The organism is Rubrivivax benzoatilyticus JA2 = ATCC BAA-35, assembly GCF_000190375.1.
GTDB classification, from domain to species: Bacteria; Pseudomonadota; Gammaproteobacteria; order Burkholderiales; family Burkholderiaceae_C; genus Rubrivivax; species Rubrivivax benzoatilyticus.
The window spans coordinates 1-17,849 of sequence record NZ_AEWG01000099.1 but is presented as its reverse complement, the minus strand read 5'-3'; the positions used below and the strand labels follow the sequence as shown (position 1 = coordinate 17,849).

The following is a 17,849-nucleotide window of genomic DNA, read 5'->3' as shown; positions in this document are numbered from 1 at the left end:
GCCCTGCGCGCCCGCACGCCGGCCGGCGCGCCGCTGGGCTGGCCGTCGCATCCGCTGGTGGCCGCCGCACGGGGCGGCCTGCTGCCCGTGCAGGTGGTGCAGGCGCTGCCGGGCGAGCCGCGCCGGGTGCTGGAGCTGGCTGCCCCCGCCGCCCGGCCCTGAGCGTCGGCGCACGCCGGCTCATCACGCGCACCGCGGCGCCGTCAACCCCGGTCATCCCGGCCGCTCAGCCGGGGGTCTGCCGGCGTCGGCGCCGGCCGCGTCACCCCTAGGATGAAAGCTGCCGTCGCCGTCAGCGGCGGCACCCGGACCGACACAACGAACAACGGAGACGGACATGGGCATCAGGCAGACGATGGGGCGCTGGACACGCGGGCTCGCCGCGGCCGTGGCGCTGGGCATGGCGGGCGCCGCGGGGGCGGCGCCGACGTTCAGCAGCATGGTCGTGTTCGGCGACAGCCTGTCCGACACCGGCAACGTGCGCAACGTGCTGGGCTCCAGCAACATCATCGCGGTGCCGGCCGGGTACGGCGCCAACGGGCGCTTCTCCAACGGCAATGTCTGGCACGAGTACATGGCCCCGGCGATCGGCGTGCCGGTGGCCACCGCGTCGCGTGTCTCGGGCGCGTCCAACACCAACTTCGCCTATGGCGGCGCGCTGATCGACGACGCCGGGCTGCCGTCGGCCGGCCTGCTGACCCAGTACGCCCAGTACAACGCGCGCCAGCCGGGCGGTGCGGATGCCGACGCGCTGTACGTGCTATGGGGCGGCGGCAACGACATCCGCGACCTCGTCGGCAACCCCGACCCGCTGGCCGGCATCGCCGCCAGCCTCGGCAACCTGCAGGGCATGCTGACCGGGCTGATCGGGCGGGGGGCGTCCACCTTCCTGATCCCCAACCTGCCCGACCTGGGCAAGATCCCCGAGAACCGGGGCAGCGCCCGCGAAGCCTCGGCGTCGGCGGCCACGGTGGCCTGGAACGACGCGCTGCACGCGATGCTGCTGGGCCTGTCGGGCCAGGCGTCGATCTACTACTTCGACGTCTACTCGACCTTCAACGACCTGCTGGACGACCCCGCGTCCTACGGCTTCACCGACACGACGGGCACCTGCCGCCGGGTGACGCTGCTGATCTTCGAGAGCGCCTGTGCTGCGGCGGCGACGACGGTGTTCTGGGACAGCATCCACCCGACGACGGCAGCCCACCGCGTGCTGGGGCTGGCGGCGGCAGACCTGCTGCTCAACGGCCGCCCGCTGGCCCTGGCGGCGGCCGAGGTGCCCGAGCCGGCGACGCTGCTGCTCGTGCTGCTGGCGCTGGCCGTGGTGCTGTCGCTGCAGGCTCGGCGCCGACGGGCCTGAAGGCGGCTGCGCCGGCGGGAGGTCAGGGCCGACGGCGGCCCCGGGTCGGCCTCCGCGCTGGTGTCGGAGGCGTCGGCAGGCCCTTGGCGCTGTCTGGCCGCCGCGGTCGGTGCCGCAGACCGGGGCCGTCGGAAGCGGCGACCAACAGATGCTGCTGACTGGGCGGACCAGCTCGCCGCGCGGCGACGGGGTCAGTCGTTGAGCGACTCACGCCCACGGCCTGCCGGCGCCTCGCCGCCCAAGGCCAGGAACAGCGCCACGGCGTTGCCCAGCTCGGCGCGGCGCAGTTCCAGCAGCGCGAGCTGCGCCGCGTGCTGCTGGCGCCGCGCGTCCAGCAGCTCCAGCCGCCCCTCCAGGCCGGCGCGGTAACGCAGCTCGGTCAGCTCGACGCGGCGCGCGGCGCTGGCGACGGCGCGCGACTGGGCCTCGATCTGCGGCCCCAGCGTGGCGGCCGCAGCCAGCGCGTCGGCGACTTCGCGGAACGCGGTCTGGATGCTGCGTTCGTAGCTCGCCAGCGCCTCGCTGCGGCGCAGCTCGGCCAGCCGCAGCTCTTGCCGCCGCCGGCCGCCGTCGAGCAGCGGCAGGCTGGCCTGCGGCGCGAGCCGCCAGACACGGCGGCCGTCGCCGAACAGCGCGTCCAGCGACGGGCTGGCGACACCCAGCGCCGCGGTCAGCGTGATCTGCGGGAAGAAAGCCGCGCGGGCGGCGCCGACCTCGGCCTGGGACGCGGCCAGCAGTTGTTCTGCCTGCTGCAGGTCGGGCCGGCGCAGCAGGCGCTGCGACGGCAGGCCCGCCGGGGCCTGCACGGCCACGGGCGGTGCGTCCAGTGCCAGCGGCGGCGGCAGCTCGCCGGGCAGCGCCGTGCCGACCAGCAGCCGCAGCGCGTTGCCGGCCTGCTCCAGCGCCCGGCGGCGGGCCTGCAGCTCGGCTTCGGCCGAGGCCAGCTCGCCTTCGGCCTGCACCAGGTCCAGCGCGCTGCTCTGGCCGGCCTCGCGCTGCATTCGCAGCAGCGCCAGCGTCTGCCGCCAGTCCTCGTGTGTGCGCTCGGCCAGGTCCCGCTGGGCCAGCGCCAGGCGCTGGGCGAACCAGGCGTCGGCCACGGCGCCGTCCAGCGCCAGCTCGGCCGCGCGCCGGCCGTGTTCGCTGGCGAGGTAACGCGCCAGCGCGGCGTCGGACAGGGCTTTCACGCGGCCGAAGAAGTCGAGTTCGAAGGCGCTGAGGCCCAGGCCGAGGCTGGCCTGCTGCGAGCGTGTGCTGGCGCTGTCGCCGCCGCTGGCCAGCGCACGTTCGCGCTGCGCCCCGGCTTCCAGCGCGACGGCCGGCAGGCGCGCCGCACGTTCGATGCCGTATTGCGCTCGTGCGATCTCGACGTTCAGCGCCGCCAGCCGCAGGTCGCGGTTGTGTTCGTGCGCGGCGGCCGTCAGGCGCTGCAGCGCCGGGTCGGCGAAGACGCCGCGCCATTCGGATTCGGTCTCGGCCGCCAGCGGAAAGGCCGCGGGCAGGCCGGCGTCGGGTGCCGGCATCGGCGTCGGCGCGCCGGCACAGGCGGCCAGCAGCGGCAGCAGGGCGAAAAACGCGGTTCGCATCGTCAGGCCTCCCGCTGCTGCGGCTGCCCGGCCTGGCGGCCACGCCAGCGCTGCCAGCGTTCGGTGGCACCGACTATCAGGACGAAGAACACCGGCACGAAGAACACCGCCAGCAGCGTGGCGCTGAGCATGCCGCCGAAGACGCCGGTGCCGATGGCGTGCTGTGTCGCGGCGCTGGCGCCGCTGGCCAGCATCAGCGGCAGCACGCCCAGCGTGAAGGCCAGCGAGGTCATCAGGATCGGCCTCAGCCGCAGCCGCGCCGCCTGCAGCGCCGCGTCGGCCAGGCCGTGGCCCTGGGCGTGCAGCTGGCGCGCGAACTCGCAGATCAGGATCGCGTTCTTCGCCGACAGCCCGATGATGGTGATCATCCCGACCTTGAAGAACACGTCGTCGGGCAGGCCGCGCAGCACCACCGCTGCGACCGCGCCGACCAGCCCCAGCGGCACGACCAGCATCACCGACAGCGGCAGCGACCAGCTCTCGTACAAGGCCGCCAGCACGAGGAAGACGACCAGCGCCGACAGCAGCATCAGCATTGGCGCCTGCGATGCCGACTGGCGCTCCTGCAGCGACTGCCCGGTCCACGCGACCGTGTAGCCCGGCGGCAGTTGCGCCGCCAGGCGTTCCATCTCGGCCATCGCCTTGCCGCTGGACACGCCCGGCGCCGGGCTGCCGGCGATGCGCGTCGCCGGCAGCCCCTGGAAACGCTGCATCTGCAGCGGCGCTTCGCTCCACACCGGTGTCACCAGCTCGCGCAGCGGCACCATGCCGCCGGCGGTGTTGCGCACCTGCAGCCGCAGCACGTCGTCGAGCTGCATGCGCGCCGACGCATCGGCCTGCACGATGACCTGCTGCATGCGGCCGTCGTGCGGGAAGTCGTTGACGTAGAGCGAGCCCATCGCCGCCGACAGCGTCTGGCTGATGGCGTCGAAGGACACGCCCAGCGCCTCGCCCTTGCGGCGGTCGATGTCCAGCCGCAGGCTGCTGCCGGCGGGCAGGCCGTCGGCGTAGACCTCGCGCAGCAGCGGGCTCTTCGCGGCCAGCGCCAGCAGCTGCGCCTCGGCGGCCTTCAGCGCCGCCTGGCCCTGCTGGGCTCGGTCCTGCAGCACCAGCGTGAAACCCGAGGAGGTGCCGAGTTCGTCGATTGCCGGCGGCATCAGGCTGATCACCTGGCCTTCGGTCGTGTCCTGCAGCGCTTCCATCACCCGCCAGACCTCCTCGGTCGCGGTGGCGCCGTCGCGCTGGTCCCAGTCCTTCAGCGTCGTGAAGGCCATCGCCGCGTTCGGCCCCGAGCCCGAGAAGCTGAAGCCCTGCACGACGAGGTTGGAGGCGATCGCCGGGCGCGTCGCGACGTGGGCCTCGAAGGCCTTGACGAGGTCCAGCGTGCGTTCGGCGGTGGCGTCGGCAGGCAGCTGGATCGAGGTCATGAAGTAGCCCTGGTCTTCCTCGGGCAGGAAGGACGAGGGCAGCTCGCGCCAGGCCAGCACCAGCAGCAGACACAGCGCCGCGAACATCGCCATCACGCGGCCGCCGCGCGACAGCAGCGCGGCGACGCCGCGGCCGTAGCGCCCGGTCAGGCGCTCGAAGCCGCGGTTGAAGGCGGCGAAGAAACGCGAGCGGGGGTGCGCCGCCGACACCGGCTGCAGCAGCGTGGCGCACAGCGCCGGCGTCAGGCTCAGCGCCAGGAAGGCCGACAGCCCGATTGACAGCGCCATCGACAGGCTGAACTGGCGGTAGATGACGCCCACCGAGCCGCTGGCGAACGCCATCGGGATGAACACCGCCGTCAGCACCAGCGTGATCGCGACCACCGCGCCGGTGATCTCCTGCATCGCCTTGGCCGTCGCGGCCTTCGGCGACAGGCCTTCGCTGGCCATCAGGCGCTCGACGTTCTCGACGACGACGATGGCGTCGTCGACGATGATGCCGATGGCCAGCACCATGCCGAACATCGTCAGCACGTTGATCGAGAAGCCGAGCGCCAGCATCGCCGCGAAGGTGCCCAGCAGCGCGATCGGCGCGACGATCGCCGGGATCAGCGTGCAGCGCAGGTTCTGCAGAAAGACGTACATCACGAGGAAGACCAGCACCATGGCCTCGGCCAGCGTGTAGAGCACCTTCTCGATGGAGATCTTCACGAACGGCGCGGTGTTGAACGACACCGTGTGGCGCATGCCGGCCGGCAGCGTCGGCGCAAGCTCGGTCAATCGGTCCTGCACCGCCTGCGCGGCACGCACCGCGTTCGCGCCCGGCGACAGCTGCAGCGCGGCGCTGGTGGCCGGCAGGCCGTTCTCGCGGTTGGAGAAGGCGTAGGACTGCGCGCCCAGCTCGACCCGCGCGACGTCGCCGAGCACGACCTTGGAGCCGTCGCGGCCGGCACGCAGCACGATGGCCGCGAACTCTTCCGGTGATGACAGCTGCCCCTGCACCGTCAGCGGCACGCTGACGCGCTGCCCGGGCAGCGCCGGCTCGTCGCCCAGGCGCCCGGGCGCGATCTGTGCGTTCTGGCGTTCGATGGCCTGCGCCACGTCCCCCATCGTCAGGCCGTGGGCGGCCAGGCGCTCGGGCAGCACCCAGACGCGCAGCGCCTGCTCGGCGCCGAACAGCTGCACGCGGCCGATGCCGTCGATGCGGCGCAGTTCCTCGACGAGGTGGCGCGCCATGTAGTCGTTGAGCGCCAGCTCGTCGTGGCGGCCGTCGTCGGACACCAGGCCCACCAGCATCAGGAAGCCCGAGCTGGCCGACTCCACCTGCAGCCCGTTCTGGCGCACCGTCTGCGGCAGCCGCGGCTCGACGGCCTTGAGGCGGTTCTGCACGTCGACCTGGGCGAGTTCGGGGTCGGTGCCGGGCTGGAAGGTGACCGTGATCTGCGCCGTGCCGGACGAGTCGACCGAGGACTCGAAGTACAGCAGCTTGCGCACGCCCGAGAGTTCGCGTTCGATCGGTGCGACCACCGAATCGGCCAGCGTCTGCGGCGTCGCGCCGGGATAGCTGGCGTACAGCGACACCGACGGCGGCGCCACCGACGGGTAACGCGCGATCGGCAGCTGCGGGATCGCGATCAGCCCGAAGAGCACGATGAACAGCGCGATGACCCAGGCGAATACCGGGCGCTGGATGAAGAACTGCGGCATGCGGTGCTCCGGCTCAGCGCCGCACGGCGACAGCGGTCTGGGACTCGGTCCAGGGCCGCGCCGCCACCACCGCGCCTTCGTGCAGGCGTTCACCGCCCGCGACGACGATCTGCTGACCGGCCTGCAGCCCGGCGGCGACACGGTATCGACGCTGCACCAGTTCGCCGAGCTCGACCGGCACCGCGTGCGCGCGCTGCTGCGCGTCGACGACCCACACCTGCGCCTGGCCGCCGACGCGGAACACCGCGTGCTGCGGCAGCGTCAGCGCCGCGTCGTAGTGCGCCCGCGTCAGGCGCGCCTGGACGAACTGCCCCGGCAGCAGCTGGCGCTGCGGGTTGGCGACGGCCACCCGCAGCAGCCGCTCGCCCGTGCCGATGTCGACGTCGATGCCCGACATCAGCACCCGCCCGGACAGGCCGGTCGGCGCTCCGCGTGCATCGAGGATCTGCACCTCGGCCGCTGCCGGCAATGCGGCGGCAGCCGAGGTGGCCGGCTGCCGCAGGTCGACGTAGACGCGGTCGATCTGCTGCACACGCGCCATCGGCGCCGTGTCGCCGGCCGACACCAGCGCACCTTCGCTGACCAGGGCCTGGTCGATGCGCCCGGCGATCGGCGCCGTGACGGTGGTGAACTGCAGGTCCAGCCGGCGGCGTGCGAGCGTTGCACGCGCCAGCGCGACCTCGGCCGCGGCCTGCTCGCGGGCGCTCACGGCGTCGTCGTACGCCTGGCGGCTGACGGCCTCGGCCGCCACCAGCGGTGCCAGGCGCTGCTCCTGCAGCTGCGCACGCGCCAGCGCCGCCTCGGCGCGCTGCAGCGACGCCGCGGCCATCTCGAGTTCGGCCTGGAAGGGCCGCGGGTCGATCTGGAACAGCGGCTTGCCGGCCTCGACTTCGGCCCCCTGCTCGAACAGCCGCTGCTGCACGATGCCGCCGACCTGCGCGCGGATCTCGGCGCTGCGCCAGGCGGCCACACGGCCCTGCAGGTCCTCCGTCACCGCCAGATCGGCCGGCGCCAGCGTCTGCACCGTCACCCGCGGCGCGGCCGCCGGGCCCGTCTCGTCGTCGGCCGGCGCACAGCCCGCCACCACCACCGCGGCCACCAGCGCCGCTCGCCGAGTCCAGTTGTCGTTCATGTCCACATCCAGAGCGCGCGCCGAGGAAGGCCCGGCGCGTCGAGGCGTGGCAGTGTCGTGACGTCAGGCTGACGGACGATCGAGATTTTGTGGAGATACGATGGAGCGCCACGAGGAGTAACGATGCCCACCCCCGCCGCCGAGCCGCTGAACGCGCTCGTCCTGATCGCCGAGGACGAGGGCGAGATCGCCGAGATCCTCGCCGCCTACCTGGGCCGCAGCGGCCTGCGCACGGTGCATGCCCGCGACGGGCGCGAGGCGCTGGCGATGCACCTGTCGCTGAAGCCCGACCTGGTGCTGCTGGACGTGCTGATGCCGCGGCTGGACGGCTGGAAGGTGCTCAGCGAGATCCGCCACCGCGGCCAGACGCCGGTGATCATGCTGACGGCGATGGACCAGGACATCGACAAGCTGACCGGGCTGCGCGTCGGCGCCGACGACTACGTCGTCAAGCCCTTCAACCCGGCCGAGGTCGTGGCGCGTGTGCAGGTCGTGCTGCGGCGCAGCCGCTTCGGGCGTGCCGCCGCAGCCCAGCCGGTGCTGCGCGCCGGCGCCTTCGAGATCGACCGCGAGAACCACGAGGCGACGGTGCTCGTCGACGGCGAGCGCCGGCCGCTGAACCTGACGGCCACCGAGTTCCGCCTGCTCGCCTGCCTGGCGCAGGCGCCGCGGCGCGTGCACTCGCGCGAGGAGCTGCTGGGCAGTTGCCTGCCCGAAGGCGACGCCCAGGAACGCACCGTCGACAGCCACTTGAGCAAGCTGCGGCGCAAGCTCGAAGCCTGCGGCCTGACGGGTTCGCCGCAGAGCATCCGCGGCGTCGGCTACCGGCTGTCGAGCGGCGAATGAGCACCGACACGCGCTCGGGGCTCAAGCGCCAGATCGTGCTGGCGATGGCCGCGCTGGCGCTGGCCGTCATCCTGCTGTCGGTGCTGGGCTCGTACGCGTTCTACGCGTTCTTCATGACCTACTCGCCGTCCAGCATCTCCGACAGCTGGCTGCCCAACGACGTCGAGATCGCCTGGATGCTGGCAACGACGGCAGCGGCGCTGGCGATCGCGATCCTGGCGGCGACGCGGCTGTCGCGCCGCATCCTGCGGCCGCTGAACTCGGTGGCCGAGAGCCTGCGTGAGGTCGCCGAAGGCAATCTGCAGGCACGCGCCGCCAGCGACGACCCGTCGCTGGGCGAGGCCTCGCGCCTGGTCGGCGACTTCAACACGATGGCCGAGCGGCTGCAGACCATGGCCGAGGAGCGACGCTTCTGGAGCGCCGCCATTGCGCACGAGCTGCGCACGCCGGTGACGGTGCTGCGCGGGCGGCTGCAGGGGCTGACCGAAGGCGTGTTCAAGCCGGAGCCGCAGCTCTTCGAGAGCCTGCTGCGCCAGGTCGAGGGCCTGAACCGGCTGATCGAGGACCTGCGTGTGCTGAGCCTCACCGACAGCGGCCACCTCGACCTGCAGCGCACGCCGGCCGACCTGGGCGCGGAGATCGCGGCCGTCGTGCATGCCGTCGACGCGCGGCTGGCGGCGCGCGGTTTCACGCTCGCGCTCGATCTGGAGCTGCCGGCCGCCGTCGACTGCGACCCGGTGCGCATCCGCCAGGCGCTGATGGCGCTGCTGGAGAACACGCTGATGCACGCCGACCCCGGCCCGCTGCGCGTGCGGGCGCGCCTGCACGAAGGCTGGGCCACGCTGGCGGTCGAAGACGGCGGCCCCGGCATCCCGCCCGAGCTGGACGGCCAGCTCTTCGAGGCCTTCCGCCGCGGCGAGCCGTCGCGCTCGCGCCGCAGCGGCGGCAGCGGGCTGGGGCTGGCGATCGTCAAGGCGATCGCCGAGGCGCACGGTGGGCGTGTGGGCAGCCAAGCGCTGCCGAGCGGCGGCAGCTCGGTATGGCTGAGTTGGCCCGTGTCGGCGCGAGCTGCGTAGGCGAAGGCGGGGCGCCTGAGGATCGCATCCAACCGATGCGCAGAGCCGCCTCGGGAGGCCGGCGCTGGGTTGACCGCCGCCGCACACGGTGAGTGACTGCTCTGGGTCGAAAGGCGGCGCTCGACAAGCGCCATGCGACCGATCGCTTGCCAACCGCCCGGACTCTCAGCCGCGCGCCTGCCGCGCCGCGGCCAGTTCGTCCTCGAAGTCGCAGCTGGCCATGCTGCGCAGGCCGTGCGCATCCAGACGGTTCAGCAGCCCGGCCAGCGCCGCGATGAAGGCCGGCAGAGCCATTTCCGCGTCCATCGGCTCGATCTCGAGGTAGACCGGCCAGTGCAGGAAGTCGTCGTCGGCGTCGCTGGCCTCCCAGCCGGGCTGGCCGTTGTCGAAGACCTCGACCCTCAACCCGGCCACCTGCGCGCCGCGCCGCTCGAACAGCTGGCCGGTGGCGGCGCTGATCGCGGCCTTCGCAGCGGCACTGTCGGCGGCACCGGCCAGGTAGACCTTGCAGTAGAGCTCGTCAGACATTGGCGGGCGTGATCGGGTGCCGGCAGGCAGGGCTGCCCCGGCCTCCTCGGAGGCTTCTTCGCTCGAGACAGCCGGGCGGCTCACCCATCCGCGCCCCATAAACGCTCCCTCCACCCCGAAGCCGACGCATCGAAGCCCTCGCCGTTGGCCAGCACGATCAGCGCCCAGCCTTCGTGCAGCCCGCGCAGCACCAGCGACGAGAAGCCCGCGAACGCGCCGCCATGGAACATCAGGCTGCCGCCTTCCCGCGGCACGACCTCCACGCCGAAGCGGTACATCAGGTCGCCCGGCCCGAAACGGCCGCCGTCGTCGGCGCCGCAGCGCGCCAGCAGCGATTGCTCGCCGTGGCGCCGCCAGTCGTCCAGCCACTGCGCCTCGGCACGCACCAGATCGTCCGGCGTCGACCACAGGCCGCCATCGCCCCAGCTCGCCAGGTGGACCGGCAGGTCCTGCCAGCCGCGTGCCGGGGCCTGGCGGTAGCTGCGCGCGCGGCGCGGCAGCACGGCTTCACGTTCCAGCCAGTCGGCCAGCAGCACGTCGTGGCTGTCGAGTCCCGCGGCTCCGACGACCCGCGGACGTCGTGCGCCGGATGCCAACGGTTGCTCGTCTTCCGGCTATCGGGAGGCCGTGGCCTCGACCCAGACGGTCTCGCCGGGATGATGGTCTTCGATCGTATCGAGGGCTGCCGCAACTCGATCGGCGTCGTCCAGGCCGTGGGTGAAGCGGGTGAGCACTGGGTTCCTCAGCGCGGCGAACGCGCTCTCGTCGATCGCTCCGCTCCCGCACCAGACGGCGTCGCCTGGGCTGGCAGCCCGGAGCGCTTCGGCCAGACCGGCCGGGGTGATCGCGAGGTAGATCATCGAGATGTCTGAAGAGAGCGTTCCCACACTCTGCCACGGCGCCGCAACACGCTCGTCACCGTCGGTCCCCGTATCGAAGCCCGGGCTGCCCGGCCCGCCCCTGCGGCATCATCCCCTCATGCCCGCCCCCAGTTTCCGCCCCCCGCAGCTGCTGCTCCCGCGCGCCGATCTCGATCTGCAGCGCTGGAGCGTCATCGCCTGCGACCAGTACACCAGCGACCCCGGCTACTGGCAGCAGGTGGAGCAGGCCGTCGGCGACGCGCCGTCGGCGCTGCGGCTGATCTACCCCGAGGTCTTTCTCGCCAGCGCCGACAAACGCGAGCGCATCGCCGCCATCCAGACGGCGATGCGGCGCTACGCCGCCGATGGCCTGCTGCGCCCGCACGCCGGCACGGTGCTGGTCGAGCGCACGCTGGCCGACGGCCGCGTGCGCCGCGGGCTGATGCTGGAGCTGGACCTGGAGCAGTACGACTACACGCCGGGCTCCACCAGCGCGATCCGGCCGACCGAAGGCACGATCGTCGAGCGCATCGCGCCGCGGCTGGAAGTGCGCCGCGACGCCGAGCTGGAGCTGCCGCACATCCTCGTGCTGATCGACGACCCGGCACGCACCGTCATCGAGCCGCTGGCCGCCGAGCGCGAGCGCCTGGCGCCGCTGTACGACACGGCGCTGATGCTGGGCGGCGGCCGCGTCGCCGGCTTCGCGCCCGACGCCGGCCTGCAGGCGCAGGCCCTGGCCGCGCTGCAGGCGCTGGGCGACGCCGACGCCTTCGCCGCGCGCCACGGCCTGCCGGCGGGCACGGCACCGATGCTGTTCGCGGTCGGCGACGGCAACCACTCGCTGGCCACCGCCAAGGCGAACTGGGACCGCCTCAAGGCCAGCGCCGGCCCCGAGCACCTGGCGCGCTGGGCGCTGGTGGAGGTGGAGAACATCCACGACCCGGCGATGGAGTTCGCGCCGATCCACCGCCTGCTGATCGGCGTGACGGTGGACCTGCGCGCCGCGCTGGCGGCGCACTTCGGCGACCGGGTGCAGATCGTCGATCAGCCCGACGCCGCGGCGATGCGCGCCGCGCTCGCCGCCCAGCCGCGCTCGTTGCACGCCGCCGGCCTGCTGCAGCCGGGCGGGCGCCACGCGCTGGTCGTCGTGCACGGCGCGCCGGCGGCGCAGCTCGACGTCGCCAGCTTCCAGGGTTTCGTCGACGCGCTGCTGGCGCAGGGCGGGGCGCAGGAGGTCGACTACGTGCACGGCGACGACGCGCTGGCGCGGCTGGCCGCCCAGGACGGCCACGCCGGCCTGCACCTGGCGACGCTGGGCAAGAGCGAGCTGATCGCGCGTGTGGCGCAGCACGGGCCGCTGCCGCGCAAGAGCTTCTCGATGGGCGAGGCCGACGAGAAGCGCTTCTATCTCGAGGCGCGCCGCATCCGGCCGTAGCGCCCCGGCGTTCAGCCGGCACGCCGCCGCAGCAGGTAGATGTCCATGATCCAGCCGTGGCGCGCACGGGCTTCGGCGCGTGCGGCCAGGATCTTCGGCGCCGCCTCGGCCAGCGGCCCGGCGACGGTGATCTGCTCGGGCATGCCGACGTAGGCGCCCCACCAGATCTCGACGCCCTGCGGGTCCAGCGCCTCGAAGGCGCCGCCGGCGTCGAGCATCACGACGACGGTGTCCACCCCCGGCGGCCAGCCGTCCTCGCGCAGCCGGCGCCCGGTGGTGACGACGAAGGGCGCGCCGATCTCGTTGAGCGGGATCGCGTGCGCCGCGGTCAGCGCGTGCACCGAGGTGATGCCCGGCACCACCGTCACCTGCGGCGGCGGCTGCAGCCGCGCGGCGATGCGCAGCGTGCTGTCGTACAGCGAGGGGTCGCCCCAGACCAGCAGCGCGACGCGGCGCGCGCCGGGGTGGGCGGCGATCGTCTGCATCCAGACCTCGGCGATCGCGTCGTGCCAGTCGTCGACGCGGCGGCGGTAGTCGGCGGTGGCCGCATCGCGCACCGGCAGGTCGAACTCGGCGACGACGGTCTTCGCGTCGCGCAGCACCTCGGCGCAGATCGTGCGCCGCAGCTCGGCCAGGTCGGCCTTGTCCTCGCCCTTGCGCGGGATCAGCACCAGGTCGGCCGCGGCCAGCGTGCGCATGGCCTGCAGCGTCAGGTGCTCGGGGTTGCCGGTGCCGATGCCCACCAGCGCCAGTTCGATCATCGTCGTCGGTCCTCGTGTCGCCGGGGGGCGACGGGCGGGCGAGTGTACGGCGGGCGCACCTCGGGCCGGCTGAACGCCGCCGCCGCCCCGGTGGCTCAGGCCGCCGTGAGGTCGTCGGCGGCGACGCAGCGGTTGCGACCCGCCTGCTTGGCTTTGTAGAGGGCCTCGTCGGCGCGCCGGAGCGCCAGCTGCACGGGGGTGTCGTTGCCGTCGCCCTTCGCGCAGCCGACGCTGACCGTCACTTCGCCGACGGGGCCGAAGTGGGCCGCCTGGATCGCCTGGCGGATCTTCTCGGCCACACGCAGCGTGTCGGCGGATTCGCCCAGCTCGGGCAGCAGCACCGCGAACTCCTCGCCGCCCAGGCGCGCGACGAGGTCGGTCTCGCGCGTGGCGCTCTCGAGCAGCCGGGCGATCTGCTGCAGCACCTGGTCGCCGGTGGCGTGGCCGAAACGGTCGTTGACGTCCTTGAAGTGGTCGATGTCCAGCAGCAGCAGGCCGAAGCCGGTGCCCGAGCGACGGCAGCGCGCCTCCTCCTCGGCGGCGCGCTGCTCGAAGGCGCGCCGGTTGGCCAGCCCGGTCAGCGCGTCCTGCGCCGCCAGCCGCGCCAGCTCCTCGTTGGCCTGCGACAGCTGGCACGTGCGCTCGGCCACGGTCTGCTCGAGGTGGGCGTTGGCCTGCGCCAGCCGGGCCTCGCGGTCGAGCAGGGTCTCGGTCATCTCGCGCACCGCGTCCGACAACGCGCTGAGCTCCGGCGAGCCGCCGTCGCGCGGGAAGTTCGCCTGGCCGCCGCGGCCTTCGCGCACCGACATCACCGCCGTCACCAGCCGCTCCAGCGGCCGGCTCACACGGGCGGCCAGCACGTAGGCCAGGGCCGCGACCAGCAGCGAGGTCGCCAGCCCGATCGCGAACAGCCGGTCGCGCAGCTGGGCCACCGGCGCGGTGGCCGCCGCCGAGGGCTGGCGCAGCACCACGCTCCAGCCGAGATCGGAGTGCTGGGTGACCGGCACGCTCGCGCGGGCGACGAGGTAGGACGCGCCGCCCGGCTCCTCCTGCATGCCGAAGCGCTCCCGCCCCAGCGCCTGCGGCAGCCGCGTGCCGGGGGCGCGCAGCGGGTACAGCACCGTGCCGTCGCGCCCCAGGATGATCACCTCGGTGTCCGTGGCGCGCGGGTCTTCCCTGACCGCCTTGCGCACCGCGTTGGCGATCCAGTCCCAGTGCACGTGCGCGGCCAGCACGCCGCGCACCTGGCCGGCCGGCCCGATGACCGGCGCGGCCAGGTCGATGAAGCGCAGCGGCTCGCCGCCGGGGCGGGGCTCGAGCAGGGTCGCGAGCAGTGCGGCCTGGTGCACGTCGCCGGTGTAGGAGCCCTTCAGCCCGGCGGCGAACCAGGGCCGCGTGCGCACGTCGGCGCCGACCAGCAGGCCGCCGGTCGCGTTGACGACGCGCCCGTCGAGGCTGGCCACGCCCATCCAGGCGTACTCGGTGTTGGTCTCCTTGCGCAGCGCCAGCGAGCGCGCCACGCGCTCGGAGTCCAGCGGGCTCTCGGCCAGCGACGGCACGCGGCTGAGGATCTCGACCTCACGCTCGCGTTCCTGCAGCCGCGTGGCCAGCCCGATCGCCGCCGAGCGTGCCGCACCCAGCAGTTGCAGGCCGACGAAGTTCTGGCGCTCCTGCGTCGCCAGCCGCGCCGCGTAAAGCCCCACGCCGAGCAGCGTGCACAGCGCCAGGCCCCCGGCGCCCAGCGTCAGCCGCAGCCGGAACGAGCCCCAGGCGCGCGGCGACATGCCGGCGGTGGCGTGGCCCGCGGCGGCGGCAAGCGGCCCGGCGGTTTCCTGCCCGGGAGGGGTCATGGCCGGTGGCCGGGGCCCGCGCTGGCGGACGGCTTGCGCATGCACATGGCCACGACTGTGACCGAGCCCGGCCGCCGTGTCACCTGTCGTCGTGCCGACGCGCAGGGTCGTGCATCATCCGGCGCGGACCTTGCTCTCGCCTCCGTCTCCCTGCAGTTCCGGACCCGATGCCCATGGATGTCGTGCTCGCCTATCTCGCCCGGCAGGAGATCCTGCTGCTGTTCCTGCTCGTCGGCTTCGGCGCGCTGGCCGGCCACTTCAAGATTGCTGGCGTCTCGCTGGGCGCCGCCGCGGTGCTGTTCCTGGCGATCGCGGCCAGCGCCGGGGCCAAGTCGCGCGGCCACGAGTTCGTCGTGCCCGAGGCGCTGGGCACGCTGGGGCTGACCCTGTTCACCTTCGCCATCGGTGTGATGTCGGGGCCGGGCTTCTTCGCGTCGCTGCGGCGCGGCATCTGGCCGATCCTGGCCACCGTCGGCGTGCTGTCCAGCGCGGCACTGGTGGCCGTGCTCGGCGGCCGGCTGCTGGGGCTGGACCCGGCGCTGGTGGCCGGCGCCTTCGCCGGCGCGGTGACCAACACCCCGGCGCTGGCCGCCGCGCGCGAGGCCTCGGGCAACAGCCCGCTGCCGACGATCGGCTACGCCGTGACCTACGTCTTCGGCGTCATCGGCATGCTGCTGGCGGCGCAGCTGGCGCTGCGCGGCCGCGCCAACGACCGCGACGCGCCGGCGCCGCTGGTCAACTGCACGGTGCGCGTGGAGACCGGCGACGAGCCGCGCATCGGCGAGATCGAGCGCCGCCACGGGGGCCGCGTGCGCTTCTCGCGCGTCAAGCACGGCGGCAGCCGCTTCCCGACGCAGGCCCCGGGCGACGCGGACGTGCTGCGCCGCAACGACCTGGTCACCGTCGTCGGCCCCGAGGACATCGTCGCCCGCGTGGCGGCCGAGCTCGGCCACGCCTCGTCGCACACGCTGCACGCCGACCGCAGCGAACTCGACTTCCGCCGCATCACGCTGTCCAACACCCAGCTCGCCGGCAACACGATCGCCGGGCTGGGGCTGATGCGGCGCTTCGGCGCCACCGTGACGCGCGTGCGCCGCGGCGACGTCGACATGCTGGCCAACGACGACCTGGTGCTGCAGCCCGGCGACCGCGTGCGGGTCATCGCGCCGCGCGAGCAGATCGCGGCGGTGTCGGCCTTCCTCGGCGACTCGGAGCGCGGGCTGTCGGACATCAACCCGATCGCGCTGGGCCTGGGCATGGCCGCCGGCATCCTGCTGGGCAAGTTCGTCTTCCCGGTGCCGGGCGCCGAGTTCTCGATCGGCTCGGCCGCCGGCACGCTGGTGCTGGGGCTGGTCTTCGGCCAGCTCTGCCGCGTCGGGCCGATCGTCACGACGCTGCCGCATTCGGCGGCCCAGGCGTTGGCCGAGCTCGGGCTGCTGATCTTCCTCGCCCAGGCCGGCACCAAGGCCGGCGGCCAGCTCGGCGCGGCCTTCGCGTCGGGCGCCTGGATCGACCTGCTGGTGCTCGGGCTGATGGTCACGGCGACGACCGCGCTGGGCATCACGATCCTGATGCGCCGCGTCTTCGGCATGGGCAACACGCGGCTGGCCGGGGTGCTGGCCGGCACCCAGACGCAGCCGGCGGTGCTGGCGTTTGCCAACGGCCGCACCGGCCACGACAGCCGCGTCGCCCAGGGTTACGCGCTGGTCTACCCGGCGGCGATGATCGGCAAGATCCTGCTCGGCCAGGTGCTCGGCGGCTTGTAGCGCCGGGCGTGGCCCTGCGGCGCGCGGGCCGGTGCGGCGCGCACCCATAATCGCGCCCGTTCCGACACCGCCGCCCCCCGCGGGCCGCCCACGCCATGAGCGTCCACGTCACCGACACCCCCGCCGGGGCTTCGCGCCCGCGCCTGAATCTCGTGCGCCTGCGCGAGATGGCCGCGCGCGACGAGCCGATCGCGATGCTGACCTGCTACGAGGCCACGCTCGCCCGCCTGGTCGACGCCGCCGGCGTCGACGTCGTGCTCGTCGGCGACTCGCTGGGCAACGTCGTCCAAGGCCGCTCCAGCACGCTGCCGGTGGACCTGGGCCACATGGCGTATCACACCGAATGCGTGGCGCGCGGGCTGTCCTCGGCCTGGCTGATCGGCGACCTGCCGTTCGGCAGCTACGAGGCCTCGCCGCAGCAGGCGCTGGCGTCGGCGATCACGCTGATGCGTGCCGGCGCGCAGATGGTCAAGCTCGAAGGCGGCGGGCCGATGGTCGAGACGGTGCGTTTCCTCGTCGACCGCGGCATCCCCGTCTGCGCCCACCTCGGGCTGACACCGCAGCGGGTGCACGCGCTGGGCGGCTTCCGTGTCCAGGGCCGCGATGCCGCGGGCGCCGAGACGCTGGTCGCCGAGGCCCGGGCGATGGCCGAGGCCGGTGCGGCGATGCTGGTGCTGGAACTGGTGCCGTCGGCCGTCGCGCGCCAGGTGCGTGCCGCCGCGCCCGGACTGATCACGATCGGCATCGGCGCCGGGCCCGACACCCACGGCCAGGTGCTGGTGCTGCACGACATGCTGGGCTGGACGCCGGGCCGCCGGCCGCGCTTCGTGCACGACTTCAGCCGCGACGGCGAGCACACGCGCAGCGTGCAGGAAGCCGCCGCCGCCTACGTCGCCGAGGTCAAGGCCCGGCGTTTCCCCGACCCCGTGCAGCACGGCTACTGAGTCCCCGATGAAGACGATCCACACCATCGCCGAGCTGCGCGCCGCGCTCGCCGGCCAGACGCGCACGGCCTTCGTGCCGACGATGGGCAACCTGCACGACGGCCACCTCGCGCTGGTGCGCCAGGCGGCGACGCTGGGCGGCCCGGTCGTGGCCAGCGTCTTCGTCAACCGGCTGCAGTTCCTGCCGCACGAGGACTTCGACCGTTATCCACGCACGCTGGCGCGCGACGCCGAGCTGCTGGCCGGTGCCGGCTGCGACCTGCTGTTCGCGCCCGACGAGGCCGAGCTCTATCCCGAGCCGCAGGTCTACCGCGTGGCGCCGCCGGCAGCGCTGGCCGACATCCTCGAAGGCGAGTTCCGCCCGGGTTTCTTCGGCGGCGTCTGCACCGTCGTGATGAAGCTCTTCGGCATCGTGCAGCCGGCGGTCGCGGTGTTCGGCCGCAAGGACTACCAGCAGTGGCGTGTCATCGACGCGATGGCGCGCCAGTTCGCGCTGCCGACGCAGGTGGTGGCCGGCGAGACGGTGCGCGCCGCCGACGGCCTGGCGCTGAGCTCGCGCAACGGCTACCTG

Annotated in this window: 15 protein-coding genes; 7 read left to right on the top strand and 8 right to left on the bottom strand. The window is 73.6% G+C overall.

The window, feature by feature from the left end; genetic code table 11:
• The first annotated feature begins 337 nt into the window (after positions 1-337).
• A complete protein-coding gene (locus RBXJA2T_RS11695; RefSeq protein WP_009857582.1) occupies positions 338-1,360 on the top strand; it encodes an SGNH/GDSL hydrolase family protein in 1,023 nt (340 codons plus the stop codon).
• Positions 1,361-1,551: 191 nt separating this feature from the next.
• On the opposite strand, the gene RBXJA2T_RS11690 is transcribed toward RBXJA2T_RS11695, so the two are convergent.
• The 3 genes from RBXJA2T_RS11690 to RBXJA2T_RS11680 are packed head-to-tail and all read right to left on the bottom strand — an operon-like array spanning position 1,552 to position 7,212.
• Positions 1,552-2,946: an efflux transporter outer membrane subunit gene (locus tag RBXJA2T_RS11690; RefSeq protein ID WP_009857581.1), complete on the bottom strand. Its 1,395-nt coding sequence runs from the start codon at positions 2,944-2,946 to the stop codon at positions 1,552-1,554.
• Between the two features lie 2 nt (positions 2,947-2,948).
• Positions 2,949-6,080: a multidrug efflux RND transporter permease subunit gene (locus tag RBXJA2T_RS11685; RefSeq protein ID WP_009857580.1), complete on the bottom strand. Its 3,132-nt coding sequence runs from the start codon at positions 6,078-6,080 to the stop codon at positions 2,949-2,951.
• Positions 6,081-6,093: 13 nt separating this feature from the next.
• Positions 6,094-7,212, bottom strand: coding sequence for an efflux RND transporter periplasmic adaptor subunit (locus tag RBXJA2T_RS11680; RefSeq protein WP_009857579.1), 1,119 nt, complete (start codon positions 7,210-7,212; stop codon positions 6,094-6,096).
• Positions 7,213-7,335: 123 nt separating this feature from the next.
• Between RBXJA2T_RS11680 and RBXJA2T_RS11675 the strand changes: the two genes are divergently transcribed.
• Entirely contained in the window at positions 7,336-8,058 is a 723-nt protein-coding gene (locus tag RBXJA2T_RS11675; RefSeq protein ID WP_009857578.1) for a response regulator, read from the top strand.
• Positions 8,055-9,134 carry an ATP-binding protein gene (locus RBXJA2T_RS11670; protein ID WP_009857577.1) on the top strand — a complete coding sequence of 360 codons (1,080 nt, stop codon included), beginning with the start codon at positions 8,055-8,057 and terminating at the stop codon, positions 9,132-9,134. Before RBXJA2T_RS11675 ends, RBXJA2T_RS11670 begins: the two co-directional genes overlap by 4 nt.
• A gap of 165 nt (positions 9,135-9,299) precedes the next feature.
• Here RBXJA2T_RS11670 and RBXJA2T_RS11665 read toward each other — a convergent pair whose 3' ends face one another.
• The 3 genes from RBXJA2T_RS11665 to RBXJA2T_RS11655 form a co-directional block, all read right to left on the bottom strand.
• On the bottom strand, positions 9,300-9,662 hold the full coding sequence (locus tag RBXJA2T_RS11665; protein ID WP_009857576.1) for a hypothetical protein: 363 nt from the start codon (positions 9,660-9,662) through the stop codon (positions 9,300-9,302).
• An 80-nt stretch (positions 9,663-9,742) separates the two neighbouring features.
• The gene (locus tag RBXJA2T_RS11660) at positions 9,743-10,198 is read right to left on the bottom strand and encodes a serine hydrolase (protein WP_009857575.1); all 456 of its coding nucleotides are present in this window, start codon (positions 10,196-10,198) and stop codon (positions 9,743-9,745) included.
• Positions 10,199-10,276: 78 nt separating this feature from the next.
• Positions 10,277-10,522: a hypothetical protein gene (locus tag RBXJA2T_RS11655; RefSeq protein WP_009857574.1), complete on the bottom strand. Its 246-nt coding sequence runs from the start codon at positions 10,520-10,522 to the stop codon at positions 10,277-10,279.
• Between the two features lie 118 nt (positions 10,523-10,640).
• On the opposite strand from RBXJA2T_RS11655, the gene RBXJA2T_RS11650 reads away from it, so the two are divergent.
• Positions 10,641-11,957 carry a DUF1015 domain-containing protein gene (locus RBXJA2T_RS11650; RefSeq protein ID WP_009857573.1) on the top strand — a complete coding sequence of 439 codons (1,317 nt, stop codon included), beginning with the start codon at positions 10,641-10,643 and terminating at the stop codon, positions 11,955-11,957.
• Positions 11,958-11,968: 11 nt separating this feature from the next.
• Here the strand turns inward: RBXJA2T_RS11650 and cobF are convergent, their stop codons facing one another.
• On the bottom strand, positions 11,969-12,718 hold the full coding sequence (gene cobF / locus RBXJA2T_RS11645; RefSeq protein ID WP_009857572.1) for a precorrin-6A synthase (deacetylating): 750 nt from the start codon (positions 12,716-12,718) through the stop codon (positions 11,969-11,971).
• Positions 12,719-12,813: 95 nt separating this feature from the next.
• The gene (locus RBXJA2T_RS11640) at positions 12,814-14,568 is read right to left on the bottom strand and encodes a sensor domain-containing diguanylate cyclase (protein ID WP_237704883.1); all 1,755 of its coding nucleotides are present in this window, start codon (positions 14,566-14,568) and stop codon (positions 12,814-12,816) included.
• 173 nt (positions 14,569-14,741) lie between these two features.
• Here RBXJA2T_RS11640 and RBXJA2T_RS11635 point away from each other — a divergent pair, with 173 nt between their 5' ends.
• The 3 genes from RBXJA2T_RS11635 to RBXJA2T_RS11625 all read left to right on the top strand — a co-directional run.
• Positions 14,742-16,334, top strand: a complete 1,593-nt coding sequence (locus RBXJA2T_RS11635) for an aspartate:alanine exchanger family transporter (RefSeq protein ID WP_009857570.1) — start codon at positions 14,742-14,744, stop codon at positions 16,332-16,334.
• A gap of 95 nt (positions 16,335-16,429) precedes the next feature.
• Positions 16,430-17,278, top strand: coding sequence for a 3-methyl-2-oxobutanoate hydroxymethyltransferase (gene panB / locus RBXJA2T_RS11630; RefSeq protein WP_009857569.1), 849 nt, complete (start codon positions 16,430-16,432; stop codon positions 17,276-17,278).
• Between the two features lie 7 nt (positions 17,279-17,285).
• On the top strand, positions 17,286-17,849 hold a 564-nt coding region (locus RBXJA2T_RS11625), incomplete at its 3' end, for a 4-phosphopantoate--beta-alanine ligase (RefSeq protein WP_009857568.1).

Coding starts and splice junctions, on each gene's coding strand:
- RBXJA2T_RS11680 (WP_009857579.1), bottom strand. CDS start 7,212: ATGAACGACAACTGGACTCGGCGAGCGGCGCTGGTGGCCGCGGTGGTG.
- RBXJA2T_RS11685 (WP_009857580.1), bottom strand. CDS start 6,080: ATGCCGCAGTTCTTCATCCAGCGCCCGGTATTCGCCTGGGTCATCGCG.
- RBXJA2T_RS11670 (WP_009857577.1), top strand. CDS start 8,055: ATGAGCACCGACACGCGCTCGGGGCTCAAGCGCCAGATCGTGCTGGCG.
- RBXJA2T_RS11675 (WP_009857578.1), top strand. CDS start 7,336: ATGCCCACCCCCGCCGCCGAGCCGCTGAACGCGCTCGTCCTGATCGCC.
- RBXJA2T_RS11655 (WP_009857574.1), bottom strand. CDS start 10,522: ATGATCTACCTCGCGATCACCCCGGCCGGTCTGGCCGAAGCGCTCCGG.
- cobF (WP_009857572.1), bottom strand. CDS start 12,718: ATGATCGAACTGGCGCTGGTGGGCATCGGCACCGGCAACCCCGAGCAC.
- RBXJA2T_RS11665 (WP_009857576.1), bottom strand. CDS start 9,662: ATGTCTGACGAGCTCTACTGCAAGGTCTACCTGGCCGGTGCCGCCGAC.
- RBXJA2T_RS11650 (WP_009857573.1), top strand. CDS start 10,641: ATGCCCGCCCCCAGTTTCCGCCCCCCGCAGCTGCTGCTCCCGCGCGCC.
- RBXJA2T_RS11695 (WP_009857582.1), top strand. CDS start 338: ATGGGCATCAGGCAGACGATGGGGCGCTGGACACGCGGGCTCGCCGCG.
- panB (WP_009857569.1), top strand. CDS start 16,430: ATGAGCGTCCACGTCACCGACACCCCCGCCGGGGCTTCGCGCCCGCGC.
- RBXJA2T_RS11690 (WP_009857581.1), bottom strand. CDS start 2,946: ATGCGAACCGCGTTTTTCGCCCTGCTGCCGCTGCTGGCCGCCTGTGCC.
- RBXJA2T_RS11635 (WP_009857570.1), top strand. CDS start 14,742: ATGGATGTCGTGCTCGCCTATCTCGCCCGGCAGGAGATCCTGCTGCTG.
- RBXJA2T_RS11640 (WP_237704883.1), bottom strand. CDS start 14,568: ATGACCCCTCCCGGGCAGGAAACCGCCGGGCCGCTTGCCGCCGCCGCG.